The sequence below is a fragment of the Saccharopolyspora flava genome, from assembly GCF_900116135.1.
Taxonomy (GTDB): domain Bacteria; phylum Actinomycetota; class Actinomycetes; order Mycobacteriales; family Pseudonocardiaceae; genus Saccharopolyspora; species Saccharopolyspora flava.
In genome coordinates this window covers 500,444-523,466 of record NZ_FOZX01000002.1, presented here as the reverse complement: position 1 = coordinate 523,466, position 23,023 = coordinate 500,444, and the positions used below count along the sequence as shown (strand labels likewise).

General features: G+C 69.6%; 20 protein-coding genes. 14 read left to right on the top strand and 6 right to left on the bottom strand.

All coding sequences use genetic code 11. The features are described from left to right. Positions 1–75: 75 nt before the first annotated feature. Complete coding sequence (locus tag BM424_RS09305) at positions 76–1,212, top strand: hypothetical protein (RefSeq protein WP_175547999.1); 1,137 nt, start codon at positions 76–78, stop codon at positions 1,210–1,212. Positions 1,213–1,235: 23 nt separating this feature from the next. Here BM424_RS09305 and BM424_RS09300 read toward each other — a convergent pair whose 3' ends face one another. Next, on the bottom strand, positions 1,236–2,288 hold the full coding sequence (locus tag BM424_RS09300) for a copper resistance D family protein (RefSeq protein ID WP_245775726.1): 1,053 nt from the start codon (positions 2,286–2,288) through the stop codon (positions 1,236–1,238). Positions 2,289–3,024: 736 nt separating this feature from the next. On the opposite strand from BM424_RS09300, the gene BM424_RS09295 reads away from it, so the two are divergent. The 4 genes from BM424_RS09295 to BM424_RS09280 are packed head-to-tail and all read left to right on the top strand — an operon-like array spanning position 3,025 to position 7,239. After that, complete coding sequence (locus BM424_RS09295; protein WP_093415359.1) at positions 3,025–4,014, top strand: DMT family protein; 990 nt, start codon at positions 3,025–3,027, stop codon at positions 4,012–4,014. Continuing rightward, complete coding sequence (locus BM424_RS09290; protein ID WP_093415358.1) at positions 4,011–5,243, top strand: glycosyltransferase; 1,233 nt, start codon at positions 4,011–4,013, stop codon at positions 5,241–5,243. The genes BM424_RS09295 and BM424_RS09290 overlap by 4 nt, the downstream gene beginning before the upstream one ends. Before the next feature lie 2 nt (positions 5,244–5,245). Next, positions 5,246–6,157, top strand: a complete 912-nt coding sequence (locus BM424_RS09285; protein ID WP_093415356.1) for an alpha/beta fold hydrolase — start codon at positions 5,246–5,248, stop codon at positions 6,155–6,157. After that, entirely contained in the window at positions 6,154–7,239 is a 1,086-nt protein-coding gene (locus tag BM424_RS09280) for a glycosyltransferase family 4 protein (RefSeq protein WP_093415355.1), read from the top strand. The genes BM424_RS09285 and BM424_RS09280 overlap by 4 nt, the downstream gene beginning before the upstream one ends. Here BM424_RS09280 and BM424_RS09275 read toward each other — a convergent pair. After that, positions 7,233–7,631, bottom strand: a complete 399-nt coding sequence (locus BM424_RS09275; RefSeq protein WP_093415353.1) for a peptidase inhibitor family I36 protein — start codon at positions 7,629–7,631, stop codon at positions 7,233–7,235. The genes BM424_RS09280 and BM424_RS09275 overlap by 7 nt on opposite strands. A gap of 234 nt (positions 7,632–7,865) precedes the next feature. On the opposite strand from BM424_RS09275, the gene BM424_RS09270 reads away from it, so the two are divergent. Continuing rightward, the gene (locus BM424_RS09270) at positions 7,866–9,518 is read left to right on the top strand and encodes an FAD-binding dehydrogenase (protein WP_093415352.1); all 1,653 of its coding nucleotides are present in this window, start codon (positions 7,866–7,868) and stop codon (positions 9,516–9,518) included. A 48-nt stretch (positions 9,519–9,566) separates the two neighbouring features. On the opposite strand, the gene BM424_RS09265 is transcribed toward BM424_RS09270, so the two are convergent. The 3 genes from BM424_RS09265 to BM424_RS09255 form a co-directional block, all read right to left on the bottom strand. Then, the gene (locus BM424_RS09265) at positions 9,567–9,935 is read right to left on the bottom strand and encodes a hypothetical protein (RefSeq protein WP_139274033.1); all 369 of its coding nucleotides are present in this window, start codon (positions 9,933–9,935) and stop codon (positions 9,567–9,569) included. 293 nt (positions 9,936–10,228) lie between these two features. Further along, positions 10,229–11,827, bottom strand: coding sequence for a solute symporter family protein (locus BM424_RS09260; protein WP_093415349.1), 1,599 nt, complete (start codon positions 11,825–11,827; stop codon positions 10,229–10,231). After that, complete coding sequence (locus BM424_RS09255; RefSeq protein ID WP_093415347.1) at positions 11,824–12,240, bottom strand: DUF485 domain-containing protein; 417 nt, start codon at positions 12,238–12,240, stop codon at positions 11,824–11,826. Before BM424_RS09255 ends, BM424_RS09260 begins: the two co-directional genes overlap by 4 nt. 690 nt (positions 12,241–12,930) lie before the next feature. Between BM424_RS09255 and BM424_RS09250 the strand changes: the two genes are divergently transcribed. The 4 genes from BM424_RS09250 to BM424_RS09235 are packed head-to-tail and all read left to right on the top strand — an operon-like array spanning position 12,931 to position 17,701. After that, positions 12,931–16,035: a sensor histidine kinase gene (locus BM424_RS09250; RefSeq protein WP_093415346.1), complete on the top strand. Its 3,105-nt coding sequence runs from the start codon at positions 12,931–12,933 to the stop codon at positions 16,033–16,035. A gap of 56 nt (positions 16,036–16,091) precedes the next feature. Beyond that, the gene (locus tag BM424_RS09245; protein ID WP_093415344.1) at positions 16,092–16,529 is read left to right on the top strand and encodes a roadblock/LC7 domain-containing protein; all 438 of its coding nucleotides are present in this window, start codon (positions 16,092–16,094) and stop codon (positions 16,527–16,529) included. 7 nt (positions 16,530–16,536) lie between these two features. Beyond that, positions 16,537–17,094, top strand: a complete 558-nt coding sequence (locus tag BM424_RS09240) for a DUF742 domain-containing protein (RefSeq protein WP_093415343.1) — start codon at positions 16,537–16,539, stop codon at positions 17,092–17,094. Continuing rightward, entirely contained in the window at positions 17,075–17,701 is a 627-nt protein-coding gene (locus BM424_RS09235) for a GTP-binding protein (protein ID WP_093415341.1), read from the top strand. The genes BM424_RS09240 and BM424_RS09235 overlap by 20 nt, the downstream gene beginning before the upstream one ends. Positions 17,702–17,847: 146 nt before the next feature. On the opposite strand, the gene BM424_RS09230 is transcribed toward BM424_RS09235, so the two are convergent. Continuing rightward, complete coding sequence (locus BM424_RS09230; protein WP_093415340.1) at positions 17,848–18,663, bottom strand: SAM-dependent methyltransferase; 816 nt, start codon at positions 18,661–18,663, stop codon at positions 17,848–17,850. A 231-nt stretch (positions 18,664–18,894) separates the two neighbouring features. On the opposite strand from BM424_RS09230, the gene dprE2 reads away from it, so the two are divergent. The 4 genes from dprE2 (at position 18,895) to BM424_RS09210 (ending at position 23,011) form a co-directional block, all read left to right on the top strand. Further along, entirely contained in the window at positions 18,895–19,638 is a 744-nt protein-coding gene (dprE2, locus tag BM424_RS09225; protein WP_093415745.1) for a decaprenylphospho-beta-D-erythro-pentofuranosid-2-ulose 2-reductase, read from the top strand. Between the two features lie 113 nt (positions 19,639–19,751). Further along, on the top strand, positions 19,752–20,021 hold the full coding sequence (locus tag BM424_RS09220) for a hypothetical protein (protein ID WP_093415338.1): 270 nt from the start codon (positions 19,752–19,754) through the stop codon (positions 20,019–20,021). A 1-nt stretch (position 20,022) separates the two neighbouring features. Then, positions 20,023–20,619, top strand: a complete 597-nt coding sequence (locus BM424_RS09215) for a DUF6879 family protein (protein WP_093415337.1) — start codon at positions 20,023–20,025, stop codon at positions 20,617–20,619. Next, the gene (locus tag BM424_RS09210; RefSeq protein WP_093415335.1) at positions 20,609–23,011 is read left to right on the top strand and encodes an ATP-binding protein; all 2,403 of its coding nucleotides are present in this window, start codon (positions 20,609–20,611) and stop codon (positions 23,009–23,011) included. Before BM424_RS09215 ends, BM424_RS09210 begins: the two co-directional genes overlap by 11 nt. Positions 23,012–23,023 lie beyond the last annotated feature (12 nt).

The following is a 23,023-nucleotide window of genomic DNA, read 5'->3' as shown; positions in this document are numbered from 1 at the left end:
AGCCGTAACCGGTTCCGCCACGATCAACTCGGGTTACCGTTTTCGTGAACATCACCCGAGGTGGAGGTGAACGCGATGGCGGAGGTCGCTGCGCTGGTCCGGGCCCACTGGACTCGCGGTGAACCCGGCAGGGAAGCGCCGGCCGAACTGGTCACGGCGCTGTATCGCTGGTGGGTCGTCGCGATGGTGCTCAAGATCCTCGGCGCCACCTGGGACATCTGCTGGCACTTCCGCTGGCTGCGGGACGACCTGGCGCCGCCGCACCTGCTCAACTCCGTCGGCACCGTGATGGTGATCGGCCTGGTGATCTTCCACGGCTACACCGGCATCGGCGTCGACAAGATCACGCTGCGCTGGATGCAGTGGGGGCTGGGGATCTTCCTCGTCGCCGCGCCGCTGGACGTGATCAACCACCGGGTCAACGGCCTGGACATCACCGCCTGGAGCCCGTCGCACGCGCTGCTGTACCTGGGCACCGGGATGATGAGCATCGGTCTCCTGCTCGGCTGGTACCGGCGGGGCCGCGGCGACCGGTACTACTACCCGATCACGTACTTCCTGTGGTTCACCGTGCTGGACAACTTCATGTTCCTCAACCAGCACCAGGAGTACGGCGTGCTCGGGCTGGCCGCCTGGGAGCGCGGCACGCCCTACGCCGAGGACAGCCTGCTGCAGTTCGCCGCCGACCAGCTGCACCGGCCGCTGGACTACATCGCGGTGGAGAACTTCACGCTGCCGATGCCCGACTGGCTCTACCCGGTCTGGGCCGTGCTGACCGGGCTGGGGACGCTGGTGCTCGCGCGGACCCTCGTCGGCCGCCGCTGGACGGCCACCATCATCGCCACCGGCTACCTGGTGTTCCGCTGCGTGGCGTGGGCGCTGCTGGCCGCCGCCGACTTCCCGATCTCCGCGGTGCCGTTCTTCCTGCTCATCGGGGCTGTGGCCGTCGACCTGTCGGCTCAGCTGATCACGCGGCTGCGGCCGCTGATCGGTGCGGTGGCGGTGACGGCCGCGGCCTACGCGGCGCTGTGGCTGCAGAGCGCCTACATCGCCGCCCCGCCCGCCGACTACGCCTCCGCGCTGTACGTGGCGGTGTTGCTGGCCGGGTTGTGGTGGCTGTTCGAGCACCTCGGCTCGGGCGGTGTGCGCCGCATCGAGCAGCACCTGGCGGCGATCCGCGAGCGGCGGGGCGGCGGCCTCAGCCCCCGCTGAGTCCGGTCAGACGCCGGGGCCGGTCAGACGAGGACGGGGGCGCGGGAGAGGACGACGCCGAGACCGTAGGCGACGCCCATCACCGCGACCTCCACGGCCACCCAGGTCAGCAGCGCGGTCCGCTCCTGCCGCGCCAGGCGCGGCAGGAGCCGGAAGCGCATCTGGGCGCCGATCGCGGCCAGCAGCACCAGGCAGACGAACTTGCCGACGAGGATCTGGCCGTACTGGGTGGTGACCAGGCCGATCAGCCCGACGTTCGGGGTGATGACCAGCTCCATCAGGCCGTTGAACAGCCCCGAGGCGCCGACGACGAACAGCGCCAGCCCGGCGAGCTTGGAGAAGCGCGGCACCGCCTCGGCGAGCAGGCCGCGACGCGGAGCGACGAGCAGTGCCACCGCGGCCAGACCGCCGACCCACATGGCGGCGCCGACCACGTGCAGCTCCATCGAGATCATGCTGAAGTCGTGGTACTGCCAGTCGGTGGCGTGCCCGGTCAGCGGCATCGGCAGCAGCCCGAGCAGGGCGATGATGGTGCGCAGCTCGGTGGGCACCGACTCGCCGAAGCGCACCGCCAGCAGCCCCACCACCGCGCACAGCAGGCCCGCGCCCGCGCTGGTGAGCAGGCCGGGTCCGGCCGGGACGTTGTCGACGTAGTCGACGAGCAGCCCGGTGGTGGCCGCGGCGCCGGGGCTGGCCTCCAGGGCCTGCAGGACCAGCGAGAACAGCGCGGCGAGCATCCACACCAGGGCGGTGACCACGGTGAGCAGGCGGGCCTGGGCGAGCACCGGTTCGGTGCGCTCGGGCCGGTCGAAGCCGACGAGCTTGGGCAGCATCGACAGGCCGACGGTGGCCAGCGCGGCCAGGTCGAGCACGGCGCGCGCGATCGGGATGCCGAAGCGGACCAGGGGCGGCAGCGCGGGCAGGCCGGGGATGGTGCCGACGTCGGTGTAGGCCGTGGCGGCCAGCGCGGTCAGCAGCGCCGCGCCCACCAGGGCCACGACGACCAGCGCTTTCGCGGTGCGCGGGCGGTCCCGCTCGGCCTGTTCGTTCCCGGAGATCGCTTCGTGGACTGCCACGTTCCGCATGATGTCACCCGAACGTGCGTGCGGGGGCCGGAGTCGGCGCGGATCACTCCTCGTGATGGAACTGTTCCCGAGAGCGAGGTACGGGTTCCCGGCGTGATGTTCTCCCCATGTCGTTTGGATCACCGTTTCCGGCCCGGAAATGTTGATCTTCATTATCGGTGATCTGCCTGCTCCCCAGGCATGTTCGCGGAAATGGTTCGCGTGCGAGGCAATTGCCGGGAGCGGGTCGGAGGGGTGAGGGCACGGTTGTGCGATGTGTTGCTGACAAAGTCCTCAGACTCCTTGTTCTAGAGTCGGCGGCGTGATTCCGGCCGACGTCGACGCAGGTGCGCGCGCTCGCAGCGCCTCGCCTGAGCTCGATTCGCCGGGGCGTCGCGGAGTGTTCACCGGATCGATTGCCGCGAATTCCGCTCAAAGTCGGACCGGCGGCGAACAATTCGTGCTTCGCTGTGATCTCCGGTGGAGGGAACTGCGGGATCGCCCGGGGTTCACCCGGAGCCCGTCGGGGAATCCCCCGGGGACGGCTGGACCCGATCTCCGCAGCCAGACGCCGGGGGCGTGGCCCGGCGGAGCGGTGCGGCCACGGGCGGTCGCTGAGGCGCGAGGCCGGATGGCCTCAGGGAAATTGGGGGTCCGGCCCCGGATGCGAGCCGGGCTCGCGAGACGCGAGATTGAGCGGTGTGGACGGACAGAGTGTCATGCAACGCGCGCTAGGGCGTGATCCGCGATGACCGCACTTGCGGTGGTGCTGGCGGCGCTGGGCGCCTGCGGATACGCCTTCGGAGCGCGACTGCAGCACGCCGCCGTGCAGGCCGCGATGGCCGGTGGCGGCCTCGGGCTGCGCAGCCAGGCGCAGCTGGTGCGCAACCCGCGCTGGCTCGCCGGACTCGCCGCCCTGGGCAGCGGCGCCGTGCTGCACGTGAGCGCGCTGGGCCTGGCCCCGCTGAGCGTGGTCCAGCCGGTCGGCGTGCTCGCCCTGCCCATCACCGTGCTGCTCAACCTGCGCGAGCAGGGCTACACCCGGCGCGACGTCCACCCCAGCATGGTGCTGGCGGTGCTGGCCGCGACCGGCGGACTGGCGGTGTTCGTGCTGCTGGCCGCCGGCAGCGCCACCCCGACCCCGGTCGGTGACGACGACCAGTTCACCGCCACCCAGATCGTGGCCGTGGCGGTGCTGCTGATCGGCCTGGTCGCCGCCGCGACCCGCTCGAAGGTCCGCTGCGTGCTCTTCGCCGCCGGCTGCGCCGTGGCCTACGGGTACGTGTCGCTGATGGCCCGCGCCGTGGCCCAGCAGGTCGGCACCGGGGACCTGCTGGCGATCAACCTCCTGTCCGTGCTCGGCATCGCGGTCGCGATGGTCGTGGGCGGCTGGCTGCTGCAGCACGGCTACGCCAGCGGCCCGCCCGACCTGGTCGTGGCCTGCCTGACCGTGATCGACCCGCTGGTGGCCGTGGGCCTGGGCATCGGCCTGCTCGGCGAGGCCGACCAGGTCAGCGGCTGGGTCGCCACCGCCGAGGCGCTGTGCGCGCTGGTGGCCTGCGCCGGGGTCTTCGCCCTGGCCCGCCACCACCCGGACACCACCGAGCGCCGCGCGTCGGCGACGCTGGAAGAGGCCCCGCCCGGGGGCCGCACGCCCACGACCGGACCCACGAACGACGTTCCCGCCGGTACCGCCGGACACCGCACGTCCCCTCGTCCTAACGGGAGTTCCTCTTGACTTCGCAACCGTCGCGCAGGCGCCCGCTGCGGATCGTGGTCGGCGCGACCACCTACCCGCCGCACGTCAACGGCGCCGCCAACTTCGGGCATCGGCTGGCCACCGGCCTGTCCGCCCGCGGGCACGAGGTGCACGTGGTGTGCCACTCCGACACCCGCGAACCGCGCACCGAGGTCGAGGACGGCGTGCTGGTGCACCGGGTCGGCTCCTACGGCTCGCCGTTCCACCCGACGATCCGCGGCCTGATGCCGTGGCAGGCGCGGCAGGCCGACGCGATGCTGGAGGAGATCCAGCCCGACATCGTGCACGTGCAGTCGCACTTCTTCATCTGCCGAGGCCTGATCGACTCCGCCCGCCGGCGCGGCATCGGGCTGGTGGCCACCAACCACTTCATGCCGGAGAACATCTTCGGTTACTTCAAGATCCCTCCGTTCCTGCAGAACGCCGCCGGGCGCCTGCTCTGGCACAACCTGGTCAAGCACTACCGCAAGGCGCAGATGGTCACCGCGCCCACGCCGCGCGCCGTGCAGCTGCTGCAGGACAACGGCTTCGACCGCACCGCGCTGCCGGTGTCCTGCGGCATCGACGTCGAGCGCTACCGCGGCCCGGCCGAGCGGTTCCGCGAGCAGAACCCGGACCCGCGGCCGCGGACCGTGCTGTTCGTCGGCAGGCTCGACGAGGAGAAGCACATCGACGACCTGCTGCGCGCCATGTCGCTGCTGCGCACCGAGGTCGAGACCCGCCTGGAGATCGTCGGCAACGGCGCCCGCCGCGAGGCCTTCGAGCAGCTCGCCGACGAGCTCGGCATCGCCGAGCGGGTCCACTTCCACGGCTTCCTCAGCGACGACGAGCTGCTGGAGGCCTACGCCCGCGCCGACCTGTTCTGCATGCCCAGCATCGCCGAGCTGCAGAGCCTGGCCACCATGGAGGCCATGTCGGCCGGCACTCCGGTCGTGCTGGCCAACGCGATGGCCCTGCCGCACCTGTGCCGCCCGGGCGAGAACGGCTGGCTCTACGCCCCGCGCGACGTGCACGCGCTGGCCGCCGCGATCGACGACGTGCTCGACGACCGCGCCACCATCGACCGGATGGGCCAGGCCAGCCAGCGGCTGGTCTCGCGGCACGACATCGACCAGATCCTGGGCCGGTTCGAGTCGCTGTACCACCACGTGATCGACCCGAACAGCACCGTCGAGCTCGACGAGATCAGCACCGAACTGGCGAGCTGACCATGAGCCTCCCCGATCTGCACCCAGCGGAGCGCGCGGCTCGGATCAACGGCTCCGACCTGCACTACTGGGTCTACCGCGAGGAGCTGGGCTCCTCGGCCGAGACGGTGCTGCTCGTGCACGGTCTGCGCGGCACCCACCACGGCCTGGAGCTCATCGCTGCGGGCCTGGAGGGCCGCCGCGTCGTGATCCCGGACCTGCCCGGTTTCGGGGACTCCGGGCCGATGTCCGGCAAGCACGACGTGACCGGCTACGCCGAGGCGCTGCTCGAACTGCTCGGCCGGCTCGGCGCTGACGAGCAGCCGATCGTGCTGATCGGGCACTCCTTCGGTTCGATCGTGTCCTCCCGTCTGGCGGCGATGCGCCCGTCGCTGATCCGCCGGCTGGTGCTGATCAACCCCATCGCCCAGTCCGCGCTGCGCGGACCGCACGCCGCGATGGCCGGGCTGACCGCCGCCTACTACACGCTGGGGGAGCGGCTGCCCTCCCGCGCCGGGCGGTCGCTGCTGACCAACCGCTGGGTGGTGCTGGCGGCCAGCCGCGCGATGACCCGGACCCGGGACAAGCAGCTGCGCGGCTTCATCGACGACAACCACCTGCGGCACTTCAGCCGGTTCCACTCACCGGCCGTGGTCAACCAGTCGTTCCAGGCGTCGGTGACCCACACCGTGACCGACTACGCCGACCAGCTGCCGATGCCGGTGCTGCTGGTGGCCGGGGAGCACGACGAGATCGCTCCGCTGGCCGGGCAGCGCGTGCTGGCGAGCCGGCTGCCCGATGCCGAGCTCGTGGTGATCTCCGACGTCGGTCACCTGGTGCACTACGAGACCCCGGACGCCGCGGCGGCCGAGATCCAGCGGTTCCTCAACCGCGGCGAGCGCGGCAAGCCCGCGATCCCGGAGCAGACCCGATGAACCTCGTGGTCGACGCGCGCTGGACGCGCACCGATCAGCACGACGGCATCAGCCGCTACGGTGCGAGCCTCATCGAGGCGCTGCACGAGCTGCACCCGGTGACGATGCTGATCCACGACGAGCGGCAGCTGGAGCTGCTGCCCGAGGGCGTGCCGCACGTGCTGATCAACAGCCCGTTCTCGCCGCGCGAGCTGTGGCTCTCGCGCACCCTGAACCGGCTCGGGGCCGACGTGGTGTTCAGCCCGCTGCAGATCATCGGCGGGTTCCGGCGCGACTACCGGCTGGTGCTGACGCTGCACGACCTCATCTACTACCGGCACCCGGAACCGCCCGGGTTCCTGCCGACGCCGGTGAAGATCGCCTGGCGGCTGTACCACAAGGCCTTCTGGCCGCAGCGCGTCATGCTCAACCGGGCCGATGCGGTGGTGACCGTCAGCGAGACCACGCGGCGGCTCATCCAGCGCCACCGGCTGACCCGCCGGCCGGTCGTGGTCGTGCCCAACGCACCTCAGCCCCGGGCCCAGCAGGAGCTGCCGGATGCCGCGGCCGGTGGAGCGCGCGAGCTGGTGTACATGGGTTCGTTCATGCCGTACAAGGACGTCGAAACGCTGCTGGCGGGCATGGCTTTCCTCCCGGGATACCGGCTGCACCTGGTCAGCCGCATCGCCCCGCAGCGCGAGGCCGAGCTGGTCGAGCAGGTGCCGCCGGGGGCGGACGTGGTGTTCTGGCGGGGGATCGGCGAGGACGACTACCAGCGGCTGCTGGCTCGGGCGAGCGCGCTGGTCACGGCGTCGCGGGACGAGGGATTCGGGTTGCCGGTCATCGAGGCGATGAACGCGGGGACACCGGTGGTCTGCAGCGATCTGGAGATCTTCCACGAGGTCACCGGCGGGCACGCGAAGTTCTTCGACTCGGGGAGGCCGAAGCACTTCGCCGACGCCGTGCGGGCGCTGGAGGACGACGGGGTGCGCGCCGACCTCGTCGCGGCGGCCCGGACCCAGGCGGCGAAGTTCACCTGGCGGCACTCCGCCGAACGACTCCTGGAACTGGTGCGCGGGCTGGCCGCGACGTCGCGTCAGTGAGTCCAGACCTTGATGGCCCGGGCGACGTAACCGGCCTGCGGGGTCTGGGAACCCGTTGGGTGCGTGTCGAAATCGGCCTCCTCATCGCACTGCGGGTCCTGGTAGACGGTCACCGGATGACCGGTGTTGTTGGCGAAGGACTTGACCTCCCAATCGGTTTCGAGCGCGACGCACTGCTCGATGCCGGTGGTGCGCAGCGCGAGTTCGCGCGGCTCGCCGGCGAACCCGGCCTCCGGCCAGACGCAGAAAGAGCCCGTGGCGCAGCGGTTCTCGGCCTCGTCGGCATCGGCCGGTGGACTCGCCAGCAGCGCCGCCAGCGACAGCGCCACCGACAGCGCGAGGGCCAGCGCGAAGGACGGCCTGAACCGGTGGGTGAGGGCGTGGCTGAGCATGGTGGAAATTCCTCTCGGTGCGGGGATTTCGATCCGTTCCGATCGCTGCAGCAAGATTGGCGGCGCCCGTCAACCGATTCCAGCGAATTCGGTGGATACACCACCTATGGGTGGATTCGCAGGCGTGGAAGCGCATTCCGGTCCGGAGCTCGATCGACTCGCCATCCCTGCCGGATACACCACGATTGAGGTATAAAGTCCCTCACTACCCGTCGGTAATAGCGGAGGTCGGCGATGGCGCTGGACGCTGATGTGATCGTGGTGGGAGCGGGCCTGGCGGGCCTGGTCGCCACCGCGGAACTGGCCGATGCCGGTCGCCGGGTGGTGCTCGTCGACCAGGAGCCCGAGGCCTCGCTCGGCGGCCAGGCGCACTGGTCCTTCGGCGGGTTGTTCCTGGTCGACTCGCCCGAGCAGCGCAGGCTCGGCGTGCGCGACTCGCACGAGCTGGCTCTGCAGGACTGGATGGGCACCGCTGCCTTCGACCGCGACGAGGACCACTGGCCGCGCAAGTGGGCCGAGGCCTACGTCGACTTCGCCGCAGGTGAGAAGCGGTCCTGGCTGGCCGCCCAGGGCGTGAAGTTCTTCCCGCTCGTGCAGTGGGCCGAACGCGGCGGCTATCTCGCCTACGGCCACGGCAACTCGGTCCCGCGCTTCCACATCACCTGGGGCACCGGCCCCGGCGTGCTCGAACCGTTCCTGCGCCGGGTGCGCGCCGCCGAGGCCAAGGGCCTGGTTGAGCTGCGCTTCCGGCACCGCGTCACCGAGCTCGTCACCACCGGCGGCGCCGTCACCGGCGTGCGCGGCAAGGTGCTCATCCCCAGCGACGCCGAACGCGGCCAGCCGACGCCGCGCAAGTCCAAGGGCGACTTCGAACTCGCCTCGCAGGCGGTCGTGGTCACCTCCGGCGGCATCGGCGGGAACCTCCCGCTGGTGCGCAAGAACTGGCCGAAGCGCCTGGGCAAGCCGCCGAAGAACATGATCGCCGGGGTGCCCGACCACGTCGACGGGCGGATGCTCGAGGTGGTGGCCAAGACCGGTGGCCGGATCATCAACCCGGACCGGATGTGGCACTACACCGAGGGAATCCGCAACTACGACCCGGTGTGGACCAAGCACGGCATCCGCATCCTGCCCGGACCGTCGTCGCTGTGGCTGGACGCCGACGGCAACCGGCTTCCCGCGCCGCTGTTCCCCGGTTTCGACACCCTGGGCACGTTGGAGCACATCGTCCGAACCGGCCACGAGCACACGTGGTTCGTGCTCAACCGCAAGATCATCAGCCGCGAGTTCGCGCTCTCGGGTTCCGAGCAGAACCCGGACCTGACCGGCCGCAGCGTCCGCCAGCTGCTGCAGCGCGGCGGCGGAGCCACACCCGGGCCGGTGATGGAATTCGTCCGCCGCGGCGAGGACTTCATCGTCCGCAACGGAGTCGCCGAGCTCGCCGAGGCCATGAACCGCCTGGGAGACGGGCACATCGACGCCGCGCAGCTGGAGCGCACCATCGTCGAGCGCGACCGCCAGGTGGCCTCCGGGCTCGGAAAGGACTTGCAGGTCAACGCGATCCGCGAGGCCCGCCGCTACGCGGTGGACAAGCTGATCCGGGTGGCCGAGCCGCACCGCCTGCTGGATCCGGCGGCCGGGCCGCTGATCGCGGTGAAGCTCAACCTGCTGACCCGCAAGACCCTCGGCGGCCTGGAGACCGACCTGGACGGGCGGGTGCTCACCAACGGCGTGCGACCGGTCGAAGGGCTCTACGCGGCAGGCGAAGTCGCCGGCTTCGGTGGCGGCGGCGTGCACGGCTACCGCGCGCTCGAAGGCACCTTCCTGGGCGGCTGCCTGTTCTCCGGCAGGCGAGCGGGACGAGCCGCAGCCGCGGCGGTGAGCTGACCTGCGCGGGTGCGGGACCTGCGAGTCCCGCACCCGCGACAGCGATTCCTAGATGAAGCAGCCGCTCACGAATCCTGAGATCTGGCTGCGCTCGTTGGTGAGGTCGACCCATTCGGACAAGGTTCGGCCGTCACCGCACACGATGCTCTCGCCGACCACGCGACGGTGAATCGTCGCGGTGTCGCCCGGATTTCCGATGCCGCGCACCGATGCGGCGGTGCCGGGTTCGGAGCGGATCCGGGTCCCGAAGGCGAGGAAGTCGGTCCTGTCCTGCTCCGGGGCCGCGTGCGCGGCCTGGACCAGGGCGTCCCTGATTTCGAGGGCGATGGTCGCGACGTGGGTTCCGAGCCCGGTGATGGGCACGATCGCGGCCACCGCCACGCCTAACAGGTAGTTCCGAAGCTTGCGCATCATCACGAACCCCCACGGCCCCGCCAGTTCGTTGTCTCGACCGGATTTTCGGCGAGGAGTGCTTGCTGGTCGGGCCGGTTCCCAGTTTATGGATCGGAGGTCGGCGACAGCAGTATCCGATCGGGTAGGGCGATGTCGTGCGGGACAGCCACGAAACGCGGTGACGCGCAGCGTTCGGGAGGGCCGGCCAACCCCTCTCGTGAGTGAGCGGGCGGCCTCGGGCGATGCGGTGCGCAACGACGAAGGGCGCCAGGGGAACACGTGGTCCCCTGGCGCCCTCGTACGTGCGTTCGCGCAGGTCAGCCTGTGCGCGAGCCGATACCGGTGAGGGAACGGACCTCCATCTCGGCCTGGCGTTCGGCATCCCGCTCCGGCTTGCCGATGAAGGTGCCGATGGCGGCGAACAGGAACGAGATCGGGATCGAGACGATGCCCGGGTTCTTCAGCGGGAAGAACGCGAAGTCGACGCTCGGGATGATCGAGTCCTCGGCGCCCGACACGACCGGCGAGAAGATCACCAGCAGCAGGCAGGAGATCAGTCCGCTGTAGATGCCCCACAGCGTGCCGGTGGTGTTGAACCGCTTCCAGAACAGCGTGTACAGCAGCGTCGACAGGTTGGCCGAGGCGGCGAAGGCGAACGCCAGACCGACCAGGAACGCCACGTTCTGCCCGATCACCAGGATGCCGCCGATGATCGACGCCGCACCGATGACCAGCGCCGTGATGCGCGCCACCCACACCACGCGGGCGGAATCGACCTCACCGCGGCGCACCACGCTCGCGTAGACGTCGTGGGCGAAGGAGGCCGACGCGGTCAGCGTCAGGCCCGCGACCACCGCCAGGATCGTGGCGAAGGCGACCGCGGAGATGACGCCCAGCAGCACGGTGCCGCCGATCTCGTAGGCCAGCAGCGGGGCGGCGGAGTTCTCCGCACCCGGCGCGGCCAGGATCGCGTCGGTGCCGACCAGGGCGCTGGCGCCGTAGCCGATGATCAGCGTGCAGAGGTAGAAGATCGCCATCGTCCAGGTCGCCCACACCACCGAACGCCGCGCCTCGCGCGCGTTGGGCACGGTGTAGAAGCGCATCAGCACGTGCGGCAGACCGCCGACGCCCAGCACCAGGGCCAGCGACAGCGAGATGAAGTCCAGCTTGGTCATGTCGGACTCGCCGTACTGGGCGCCGGGGGCGAAGATCGCGCGGCCGTTCGGGTTGTTGTCGGCGGCGGCGCGCAGCAGCTCGGTCATGCTGTAGCTGAACTTGCCGAGCAGGAAGATCGTGATCAGCGCGGCGCACAGCACGAGCATGGTGGCCTTGATGATCTGCACCCACGTGGTGCCCTTCATGCCGCCGACCAGCACGTAGACCATCATGACCGCGCCGACGCCCGCCATCACGAGCATCTGTCCGAAGTGGCCGTGCACGTTGAGCAGCAGCGCGACCAGACCACCGGCACCGGCGATCTGGGCGATCATGTACATGATCGTGATGGCCAGCGTGGAGGTCGCGGCCGCCGCGCGGACCGGGCGCTGCTTCATCCGGAAGCTGAGCACGTCGCCCATGGTGAAGCGGCCGGTGTTGCGGGTGCGCTCGGCGAGCAGCAGCAGGTTGACCAGCCAGGCGACCAGGAAGCCGATGCTGTAGAGGAAGCCGTCGTAGCCGTAGATGGCGATGGCACCGGCGATGCCGAGGAACGACGCGGCCGACAGGTAGTCGCCGGAGAGCGCGACGCCGTTCTGCACGCCGCTGAAGGCGCTGCCCGCGACGAAGTAGTCGCCGGCGCTGCCCCGGCTGCTGACGCGGTAGACGATGAGCAGCGTGATGAGCACGAACACCGCGAAGACGCTGGTGTTGATGATCACGCTGTCGTCGGGGATGACGGTGTTCTGGGCAAGGTTCATCGGTCGGACTCTCCGGCCTGCTCGCGGATTTCGTCGACGCGCGGGTCGATGTGGCGGCGGGCGAACCGGACGTAGAGGGTGGTCAGCCCGACGGTGGTGACGAACTGCCCGATGCCGAGCAGCAGACCGACGTTGATCTCGCCGTAGACGGTGCGGGCCAGCTCCTCGGGGAAGTACGCCGCGGCGACCACGTAGCTCATGTACCAGATCAGGAAAAACGCCGTCGCGGGGAAAACGAACCATTTAAGTCGACGGCGGAGGCTGCGGAATTCGGCGCTCTGCTGGATAGCGGTGAAATCGGGCCGGTCGGCGGTTGTGCGAACCGCGCTCTTCTCGATTCCGCCGAACGCCGCGCGTTGATTTCCGGGCTCGCGGGGGGAACCGCGCAGCGCGGATTGCGTTGCGTTGCTCATGCATCCTTCCTGGACTTCAGGGTGTGCCGGCCGGGGTCGGCGAGCTGGCCGAGGCGGGCAATTATTACCACTGTTCTACCTGAATCGACACTGTGGGGATGGCCACCTCGCGATCTCCATTTCACCCGTCTGAGCAGGACCGGAGCCAGCGGGCGGCGACAGGTGGGCAACGCTCGGTTACTGGCGGGTAAGGCCAGGTCAAGGCCCTACAGCTTCAAGATCGAAGGCCGCTGACCAGGCGTTACATCGCCTTCCGGGGAAGAGTTATGGCCTCCTTTTAGGCCGAACGGGTGAAATTGCGTGAAGCTCTCCCGAACTGAACGGCCACACGGCGTGATCTCGCCTGATTGGCGTAGCGCATTGCGAAAAAGCCCCCGGTGCTTTCCTTGCGGTGAGGGCATATAGTGCTTGGGCACTGAGAGGTAGTCGTGCGAACGGGAAGGGTCACGGTTCGATACCAGTGTCCGGAATGTGCCGGCTGGGGAAGCCATCGGTGACGCTGAGTATCGACAAGATCTCGAAGTCGTGGAGTCCTCAGTTGGTTCCCCGGCGTCGCGCCCTCCCCGCACGCCCGCCTTTCACCCCTGACCACCAGCACGACGATTGCGGGACCGCACGCATGCGCCGTTCGCCTACGCCTAGTTCGACACGCCTGCTTGACCAGCGCGGAGACGCACGAGGAGTCCGCTCGTGAGCGGGGACCGGCGGTCCGCCGGCTTCCTGCAGTGGCGCAACTGGTCGCTGCCCACGAAGCTGGCCGCCGTCGTTCTGGTGCCCGTTCTGTTCGCGATCACTCTCGGTGTCGGGCAGATCCAGTGGCAGGTCCAGCAGGCCGATGACTACGGCCGGGTCGCCCAGGTCCTCGACGCCGAGAAGCAGATCGAACCGCTGACCAGCGGTCTGCAGCGGGAGCGCAACCGGGCGGTCGACGCCCTGGTCGGCGACGGGCAGATGAGCTCCTACACCGACCAGATCGCGGCCACCGACAAGGCCGCCGAGGACCTGCGCTTCGTCATCACCGACAACGACATCTACACGGATGTCGTCGGCGAGCGGTTCACCGAGGCCCGCCGGGCGCTGGACGCGCTGGGCGCGGTCCGCGCCGGCGTGCAGGCTCACCGGGTCACCGCCGTGCAGGCCATCGGCGCCTACAGCCAGGCGGTGCGCGCCGGGCTGGCGCTGGACCGCGCGCTGACCACCAGCGTCGCCGACCCGCGGATCTCCTCCAGCGCGACCGCCATGACCGACCTGCTCGGTCTGACCGAAGAGGTCCGGCTGCAGCAGGCGCTGGTGCTGTCCGGTCTGGACGACGGCTCGCTGGACGCCGCCACGCTCGACAACCTCTCCGGCTCGCGCGCCCGGCTGCTGTCCAAGATCAACGACGCCGGTTCCGGTGTGGCCAAGCACTGGCAGCAGCGCCTCCAGCAGCAGCTGCAGGTCCCGGCGATCGTGCAGCGCAACCAGATGCTCGCCGCGATCATCAGCGAGAGCACCGACAACAAGTCCAGCGGCGGCTTCTCCGTCAGCCGCGAGGCCTGGAACAGCTCCAGCGACGGCTCGGCGGCCACCATCGAAGGCGGCCGCGGCGAGCTCGCCGCCGAGATCCGCTCGATCGCCCAGGGCTTGGCCGACGACGCCAGCAACCGCGCCGGGTGGGACTCGGTGCTGCTGCTGGCCTCGCTGATCGCCGCCGCCGGCGTGATCATCATGATCACCCGCCAGCTGCTCGGGTCGCTGCGCGAACTGCGCATCGGGGCGCTCGACGCCGCCGAGTACGACCTGCCGCAAGCCGTCACCGCGGTCCGCGAGGGCAAGGGCTCCGACGCCGAGGTGCCGCCGCTGCCGGTGAGCACGACCGAAGAGGTCGGCCAGGTGGCGCGGGCCTTCGACGAGGTCAACCGGCAGGCGCTGCGCCTGGCCGTCGAGCAGGCCGACCTGCGCCGCGGCTACAGCGACGCGTTCGTCAGCGTCTCCCGCCGCAGCCAGGCCCTGCTGGAACGCCAGCTGCGCCTGTTCGAGGAGCTGGAGCAGGACGAGGAAGACCCCGACCAGCTGTCCCGGCTGTTCCAGCTGGACAACCTCGCGACCCGGATGCGCCGGAACAACGAGAACCTCATGGTTCTGTCCGGCAGCGACCTCGCCCGCCGCTTCACCCAGCCCACCGACCTCGCCGACGTGCTGCGCTCGGCGGTCTCGGAGATCGAGCAGTACCCGCGGATCGCGGTGCAGCCGACCCCGGCGGTGAAGCTGCGCGGCAACACCGCCAGCGACCTGGTGCGGCTGACCGCCGAGCTGATGGACAACGGCGCGAACTTCTCCGCGCCGGACACCGTCGTCACGGTCTCCAGCTACCAGTCCGGTGACGGCACCGTGGTGCTCGACATCCTCGACAACGGCATCGGCATGGGCGACGAGGACCTGGCCGAGGCCAACGAGCGGCTGGCCCGCGTCGCCGAGGACGACATCTCGACCTCCCGCCGGATGGGCCTGTTCGTGGCCGGGCGCCTGGCCGCCCGCCACGGCATCTCGGTCGAGCTGCACGGCGGGCCCGACGTCGAGGGCGTGCGCGCCACCGTGCTGGTGCCCGCCGAGCACGTCGTCTCGTCCCAGGCGGGGCCCTCGCAGGCGCCGCCGTCGGCGCAGCCCGCGCAGGTCAACGGCCACTCGCTGCCCGGCCTGCACAACCCGGGCACCTTCCCGGGCTCCAGCTCGCTGGCCGGTCCCGGTTCGCCGCTGCCGCAGCGGATGCCCGACCGGAACCGCCCGGAGGACAGCGGCTGGCAGACCCAGGAGCCCTCGTTCACCGGGATCCAGGACTCGGGCGCCCACGACTTCAGCGGGCACGACTTCGGGGCCCAGGACTTCGGCGGCCAGGACTTCGGGGCGCAGGACTTCTCGTCGCAGGACTACGACAACGCCAACCAGCCGACCAGCCTGTTCGAGCCGATCTTCCCGCAGGACCAGGGCGAGAGCTCCGGTCAGTTCGACGGGACGAGCTTCTTCGAACCGGCCGGTGGCGGGCAGTCCAACGACTTCTTCACCCCCGCGGGGCCGGAGGACGCACCGACCAACAGCTTCTTCGGTTCGTCCCTCGACGCCGACCGGCCCGCGGCCGAGGAGGCCCCGGAGCCCGCGCCCGAGCCGGTGCGCAACGACCTGGCCGGGCAGTGGTTCATGCCCGCCGCCTCCGACTCGGTGTCGGAGACCGGCGAGTTCCACTGGCCGGAGACCCGGGACGGCGACTCCGCGCTGTTCACCTCGGGAGCGTCCGAGGACGATGAGCCGCAGCTGACCTCGTCGGGCCTGCCGCAGCGCAAGCCGCGCAACAAGCCCGCCGAGCCCGCCGAGGACGCCCAGCAGGGCGGCGGGCAGGGGCGCAGCGCCGAGGACATCAGCAAGCAGCTCGCGCGCGGCGGTGTCCAGTTCGGCAGCACCGACCCGGACTCGGCGTTCAAGCCGTGGCCGCCGGACCCGTCCGAGCCGGCGCCCGAGCTGCCCGAGGCCAAGCCCTGGATCCCGCAGACGCCGGAGGCCCAGGCCTGGGACTTCGCCGCGGACAAGGCCCGCGAGGCCGCCGAAGCCGCGGCGAACCCGCAGGAGACGTCGTTCACCAGCGCCGGGCTTCCGCGGCGCAAGCCGAAGGCGAACCTCGTGCCGGGGAGCGTGTCCAGCCAGTCGCAGCAGCCCAGTCAGCCGCGACGGCTCCAGCGCGATCCGAACGCCTTGCGCAGCAGGCTGTCCGACTTCCAGGGCGGTGTCAGCCGAGGCCGTCACCGGATGACCGACGAGGGCTGAGTGGTGGACACTCTCGAGAAGACACGTGATCATCTCGGCAACGAACAGGAGGTTGCATGAGCGCACAGACTATTTCCCGCAGGTTCGGCTGGTTGATCACGGACTTCACCGAACGCGTGCAGGGAGTGGCGCACGCGATCGTGGTCTCGGCTGACGGCATCGTGCTGACCGCGTCGGCGACGCTGCCGCGGGATCGTGCCGACCAGCTCGCCGCCGTGGCCTCTGGTCTGCTGAGCCTCACGCAGGGATCGGCGAAGTGCTTCGAGGCCGGCCGCGTCGTGCAGACGATCGTGGAGATGGACCGGGGCACGCTGCTGCAGATGGGCATCAGCGACGGTTCGTGCCTGACCGTGCTCGCCGCCCCGCAGTGCGACATGGGCCTGATCGCCTACGAGATGACGATGCTCGTCGAGCGCGTCGGTCAGATGCTCACCCCGGAGATCCGCAGCCAGCTGCAGAACAGCAACAGCGCTGCGTCGGGCCAACTGGTGTGAGGACGCGATGAGCAGACGCTCGGAGTACCCGCGCCGGGACCGAAGACGACAGAACTCGGGCGACGACAGCTTCGCCGACGTCGTCAACGCCTTCACGTTCGGCGCCAAGCCGCCCAAGCGCGACAAGCGCAGGGAGCGCTCGGCGTCGGATTCCTCGCAGGCGAACGAGCTGGATCAGCGCGCCCGCACGGTGTCGCAGGACCCCGCCGACGCCGTGCCGGAAGCCCCCGTGGCGTCCAGCATCCGCTCCTACACCTGGACCGGCGGCCGGACGAAGTCGAACTACGAACTGGCCATCGAGACCTTGGTCTCGGTCGGCGAGAATTACCGGCCCGGCGCACCGGTCCGGCTGGAGCACCAGTCGATCGCCGAGCTGTGCCAGCAACCGCGTTCGGTGGCCGAGGTGGGAGCATTGCTGTCGGTGCCGATCGGGGTCGCCCGCGTACTGCTGGCCGACATGGCCGAACTCGGATTGATTACCGTGCACAGCACGGTGAGCGAAAGCGGTAGCGCACCACACATGCTGTTGATGGAAAGGGTTTTGAGTGGACTCCGTCGGCTATAGCGCACCCCAGCTCGGCTCCATGCCGGAGGCTGCCAACCGGGGTGGCACCAGCTCGACGTCGGCGAAGATCGTCGTCGCGGGTGGGTTCGGTGTGGGCAAAACGACGTTCGTCGGTTCGGTCTCGGAAATCGTTCCGCTGACCACCGAAGCGGTCATGACGGAGGCTTCTCAGGGCGTCGACAACCTCGACGCCACTCCGAACAAGACCACCACGACCGTGGCCATGGACTTCGGCCGCATCTCGCTGGCCTCGGACCTGATCCTCTACCTGTTCGGAACCCCCGGGCAGCAGCGGTTCTGGTTCATGTGGGACGACCTGGTGCGGGGTGCCATCGGCGCCGTCGTGCTGGTCGACACCCGCCGGCTGGCGGACTCGTTCTCGGCGATCGACTTCTTCGAGGACCGCGGTCTGCCCTACCTGGTGGGCGTGAACATGTTCGACGGCGAGATGCTGCACTCGCTCGACCAGGTGCGGGAAGCGATGGCGATCGGCCCCGAGGTGCCGATCGGTCCGGTGGACGCCCGGGACCGGGAATCCACCAAGCGCACCCTGATCGCGCTCGTGGAGCACGCGATGCGGCACTGGACGCAGCGCCAGGCCATGTGATCCGGCCGAACGTCAGGACGTGATCGAGCGGCGCCTTTGGGGTTCCGGGGAAGTTTTCATGAAAACTTCCCCTCCCGCCGTCAAAGGCGCCTTTCGAACCGGATTCCGGGAACGGTGTTCCCGGATTTCCCGGATAACCCGGGGTTTCAGGGTTTGCGGGCGACGCCGCCGAGCAGGTTGTACTCGCCGTCCGAGGGCTCGGTCAGGCGCGGGCCGTCCGGCCACCAGTCGAAGAGGTGCACCAGGCCGGGCTCGATCATCTCCAGGCCGTCGAACAGCGCCTGGATCTCGTCGCGGCTGCGGTAGAAGCAGCTGCCCATCATCGAGTTGAACTTGACCTCGGACTCCTCGGCGAGCTTCGCGCGGGAGCTGCCGTCGGCCGGGTTGTGCAGGTGCGAGATCGCCAGGTACGAGCCGGAGGCCAGCGCGTCGAGGTAGGTGCGCATGATGGCCGCGGGGTTCTCGTCGTTGGTGACGTGGTGCAGCGTGTTGCTGTGGATCAACCCGACCGGCCGGTCCAGGTCGAGGTACTTGCGGACCGATTCGTGACCCAGCACCGCCTCGGGGTCGCGCAGGTCGGCGACCGCGAAGTGGGTGTACTCGTTCTCCTCCAGCAGCGCGCGCCCGTGCGCGGCGACCGACGGGTCGTTGTCGACGTAGATGACCGTGGCCTCGGCGTTGAGCCGCTGCGCCGCCTGGTGGGTGTTCTCCGCCGTCGGCAGGCCCGATCCCAGGTCGAGGAACTGGTCGATGCCGGCGTTGCCCGCCATGAAGCGCACGACGCGGATCAGCCAGTTGCGGCACTGCCTGCCGACCTGGATGGCCTCGGGCGCCAGCTGCTGGATCTGCCGCAGCACCTCGCGGTCGACGTCGAAGTTGTCCTTGCCGCCGACGAACGCGTCGTAGACCCGCGCGATGCTGGGCTTGGTCGTGTCGATCTGCGGGGGAGGGGCGTCAGCCATGAGAGGGGTCCGCTCGGTTGCTTCGTGGGGAACGATCTCGTACCAACAGTATGCCGGTGGCTGCGGCGGGTAAACAGCCATATCGGGGTAAGCGTGGGTGAGCTGGGCGACTGAGTCGGTCCAGCGGTCCCGGTCCTCTTGGGACGTTGCGACGCGGCAAAAACGTTGCACGGCAAGCTACCGGGTCCCACCGCGCTCGCGCGGGCCGGGGCAGTGGCAGACTGGCGCGCGATGAGTGACGCGGTACTGATCCTGGGTGGCCGGAGCGAGATCGGCCTGGAGGTCGCGAAGCGCCTGGTGCGCCGCGGCAACGGCAAGGTGATCCTCGCGGCCCGGCGCGCGCAGGACCTCGACGGCGAGGACGCCGCGCTGCGCGAGGCGGGCGCGACCGAGGTCGTGCGGGTCGAGTTCGACGCCGCCGAGCTGGGCACCCACGAGGCCCTGCTGCGCGACATCGCGCAGAAGCACGGCCCGATCGGCACCGCGGTGATCTCCTTCGGCATCCTCGGCGACCAGCAGCGCGCCGAGGACGACGCCGCCCACGCCGTCGACGTGGTGAACATCGACTACGTCGCCCACGTCAACGTCCTCACGCACCTGGCGAACCTGCTGCGCAAGCAGGGCCACGGCAAGATCGTGGTGTTCTCGTCGGTGGCGGGCGTGCGGGTCCGCCGCGCCAACTACGTCTACGGCTCGGCCAAGGCCGGCCTCGACGGCTTCGCGAACGGCCTCTCCGACGCCCTGGTCGGCAGCGGCGTGGACCTGCTGATCGTCCGCCCGGGTTTCGTCATCGGCCGCATGACCACCGGCATGGACCCGGCCCCGTGGTCGTCGACCCCGGACCAGGTCGCCGACGCCACCGACAAGGCCCTCCAGAAGGGCCGCCGCCTCGTCTGGGTCCCCGGCATCCTCCGCTGGGTCTTCGCAGCCATGCACTACGTCCCCCAACCCATCTGGCGCCGAATGCCCCGGTGACGGCCGGATCCCGAGCCATGCGCGACCAGCGTCCGCGCGGGAATCCCTGTCCGGCTGGTCACTGATCGACTACACTGAGTGATTTCCGTAGTGGTGCTCGGAGAGGTTCAGTGATGTCACGTCCTTGGGAAGCGGACCCCTCCGCGGGGCTCAAGCGCAGGTGGGGCAAGTCGCCGATCGAGCTCGGCAACACCGACAAGATCAGCGGATGCCCCGACGTCTGGGAGCTGGACAACGGCGACGTCGCCGTGATCGGGCGGGATCTCACCGAGCAGTACCGATCGCGCCTTCCCGAGAGCGCGGCCATCGCCGAGGACGAGCGGCTGGTGGTGTTGCCGCGGAACGTGCTGATCGCTGCTAAGCCGGACATCCCGGATGCGTGAGATGAGCGACCTCCCCGGCGAACGCCTGGAACTGGACGCCTATCTGGACGATTTCGACGCGCGGTTCGCGGATGCCCGCGGAGCTGTGTGGAAGCTGGAGCGACGACAGCACTTCCGGCAACCCGAGAGCGAGAGCTGGACGGCCTTCTCGGAGGGGAACTGGGACAGGGCGCTGCAACTCCTCGAGCGCAGCGGGCCCGGGGTGGCGGCCGAGTACCGGACCATCGCTGACAGCGGGCTGAGCGTGCACCGGGTGCGGGTCGTCGAGGAACCGATCGTTCCGTACCTGCAGTGGGAGCTGCATTCCTTGCGGATTCGTGAGCAGTGCGGCGAGCACATCAACGTCGTCTCGGCGGACCAGGTCGCATCGTTCGAGCAGGACGAGCAGCTGCCGGAGATCGTCACGCTCGGCGATGCCGTGCTGTACCAGCTCATCTACACCGATGACGGCATCCTAGACGGTGCCGTCCGCGTCACCGAAAGAGCTGTCGTCGAGGAACAGCAACGATTCGTCCGGGCCCTCTTCGCCCGGGGAGAGCCGCTGGAACGGGTCTTCTCCCGCCGAGTCGTCGACCTGCCGCCCCCTCATGGTCAGTGAGCACCGCGACGAAATTCCTGAACCCGCGTCCGGTTCCACGCGGTCGGAGATCTCCGGATCCGCAGAGCACGCGGTTCAGGCCAGAGACGTGCACGGCGGGGTTCACTTCCACTCGCACGGCATCGGCGGCGGGCCCGTACCCCGGCAACTGCCGAGTGACACGTGGGGTTTCGTCAACCGGAGCGCCGAGCTGGAAAGACTCGGCTTGCTGCTGACCGATGGCTCCCGTGACGAGGCGACCGTGCTGGTGATCGTCGGTACCGCCGGGGTGGGCAAGACCGCCCTCGCACTTCGCTGGGCGCATCGGGTGCGGGACCGCTTCCCGGACGGGCAGCTCTACGCCAACCTCCACGGGTACGACCCCGGCACGCCCGTGTCTTCCTACGACGTGCTGGAACGCTTCCTGCAAGCGCTGGGAATTCCCGCCGATGCGATCCCAGCCGACGTGGAGAGCCGTGCCGCGCTCTACCGGTCGGTCTTGGCCGAGCGGAGGTGCCTCGTCGTGCTCGACAACGCGGCATCCGTCGCTCAGGTGCGCCCCCTCCTTCCCGGATCCTCGGGTTGTCCTGTCCTGATCACGAGTCGAGACCGCATGTCCGGCCTCGTTGCGCGGAACGGAGCGCAGCGCCTGACTGTGGAGATCCTCAGCGCGGGCGAAGCCACGGCGTTGCTGGAGAAGATCACCTCTCACTACCGCGAGCGGGATACGCCCGAGGAAATCGCTGAACTCGCCGATCTGTGCGCCCGCTTACCGCTGGCGCTGCGCATCGCGGCCGAACGGGCCGCCGCCCACCCGCACATGCCACTGCGGGAACTCATCCAGGATCTTCGCGACGAATCCGAGCTCTGGGACGCCCTCACCGCCGACGACGCCCACGAGGGTGACGCCGTCCGCACCGTCTTCGCCTGGTCCTACCGGGCCCTGCCCGGCTCGGCCGCCCGCTTGTTCCGGTTGCTCGGCCTGCACCCGCGTCCGGAGTTCAGCGCGCACGTCGCGGCCGCGCTCGTCGGTACCACCCTCAAGCAGGCTCGTCGCGAACTGGACGTGCTCGCCGGTGCCCACTTGATCGAACAGATTCACCCCGACCGGTACCAGTTCCACGATCTGCTCCGCGCCTACGCCGTCGACCAGGCGCAGCGCGATGAGACCGACGAGAGCAGGCGGGAAGTCCTGCGTCGGCTGCTGACCTGGTACTTGCACGCGACGCACTCCGCGGCGTCGGTCATCGACTCCCACTTCCGGCCGGCACCCCTGGATCAGGCCGACTTCGCGGTCCCGCACTTCGCCGACGTCGACGAGGCCACCCGGTGGTACGAGATCGAACGGGACAACCTCGTGGCCGCCGTCGTGGCAGCGGCAGATCACGGCTTTCGCGACCTCGCTTGGCGGCTTCCCTTGGCGCTGCGGCGGATCTACGCGGTTCGCACGCCGGTCGACGAGTGGATCAGGACCGGGGTGATCGGTCTCGACGCCGCGCAGCGGACGGGTGCGCGAGCTGCGGAGGCTGATCTGCTCGAGAGCCTGGGAATGGCCTGCACCCAGGCACAACGCACCGAGGACGCGATCGCTCACCACCGGCGAGCGCTGTCGATCCGCCGGGAGCTCGGTGATGATTTCGGCGAGGCGACCACGCTCAACGCCCTCGGGCTGACCTTCCTTCGCAGCCACCAACTCGATCGGGCACGTGACTGCTTCGAACGATGTCTTTCCCTCGTCCGCGGGCTGGGCGAGCGGCGTTGGGAAGGCATCGCTCTCGGCAATCTCGCCGACACCACTACCGACCTGGGTGGTGCTGAGGCTCTCGGCATGGCGGAACGAGCCATCGCGATCCACCGGGAAACCGGCAACGTCCTCAGCGAGTTCGCCTGCTTGATGGTCATCAGCGGCATCCAGCGCGACAGCGGTCGGCCTGACCGGGCCCTCGAGCACGTTCAGCAGGCGTTGGACATCGCCGATCAACTCAGCAATCCCGTCCGAGAGGCGTACGCCCTGCTCGAACTCGGCAGGGCGAACCTCGCCGCCGAACGTCCGGACGATGCCCTCGCCGGTCTCCATCGAGCTGCAGCGCTCTACAGGAAGCTGGCGGACACGGGCAGGCAAGCGGTCGCGTTCGACCTCACGGCTCAGGCCTACCAGCTGCTCGGTCGGCCTCAGGACGCCGTGGACTTCTACCGACGAGCCGTCGCCGGACATCGTGATCGTGACGATCGGTGGCAGTGGGCTGAATCCCTCGATCACCTCGCACGAGCTCTCGGTGAAGCAGGTGACCGCGAGCAGTTGCGACAGCACTGGAACGACGCGCTCCAGCTGCTCGCTCCGCTCACCGACCCTCGAGCCGTCGCGCTGCGAGACGAGATCACTGCGCATGCGCAGCAGGAGGGCGAACGCTGAACCGAAGCCGTT